Genomic DNA, 544 nt, shown 5'->3' with positions numbered 1-544 from the left:
CCGATGTTCGGTCGACCGCGGATGCTTGTGACCGACTCCGCCAAGGAATTCAAAGGACATGCCTTCCAGCGTGGGAGCGAGGACTACGGAATTCGCATCCGCTACCGGGATCGCGGTCGCGTCCATCAGGGTGGCGTGGTCGAAAGGCTGCTCGGGAAACTCAATGCCGTTTTTGCGACGCAGCCCGGCTCGACAGGCAGATCCGTGGCGGACCGCGACGAATATCCCGCAGAGCGACGAGCCCGTCTAAGCTTCGCCGATCTCGAGCGATGCCTCGCACTCGCGGTGATCGATCATAACCTGCAGGAAAACGCGAAGACGCTGAAGGTGCCGGCCAGAGAGTGGGAGCGCCGGGCGCGCAATCTCCCGCGCTTCGACGATGATGCCATGCGGGTCCTGCTGGCATTCATGCCCGGGAGGGAGCGACGCATCTCGGCGCAGGGCGTCAGCATGTTCGCCCTCGACTACTAGGCCTAATCGATGGGGTGGACGCCCCCTAACGGCATCACAATGTGCCAAGGTAGCGGTGTCGAAACGTTGCTAC

Annotated in this window: 1 pseudogene; it reads left to right on the top strand. The window is 62.7% G+C overall.

Annotated features, from left to right (window positions below):
* Positions 1–471 (top strand): annotated as a pseudogene (locus X738_RS80650) (DDE-type integrase/transposase/recombinase); the annotation flags it as partial.
* Between the last annotated feature and the right edge of the window lie 73 nt (positions 472–544).

This window comes from Mesorhizobium sp. L48C026A00 (genome assembly GCF_000502375.1).
GTDB classification, from domain to species: Bacteria; Pseudomonadota; Alphaproteobacteria; order Rhizobiales; family Rhizobiaceae; genus Mesorhizobium; species Mesorhizobium muleiense.
This window is presented reverse-complemented; position numbering and strand designations above follow the sequence as displayed.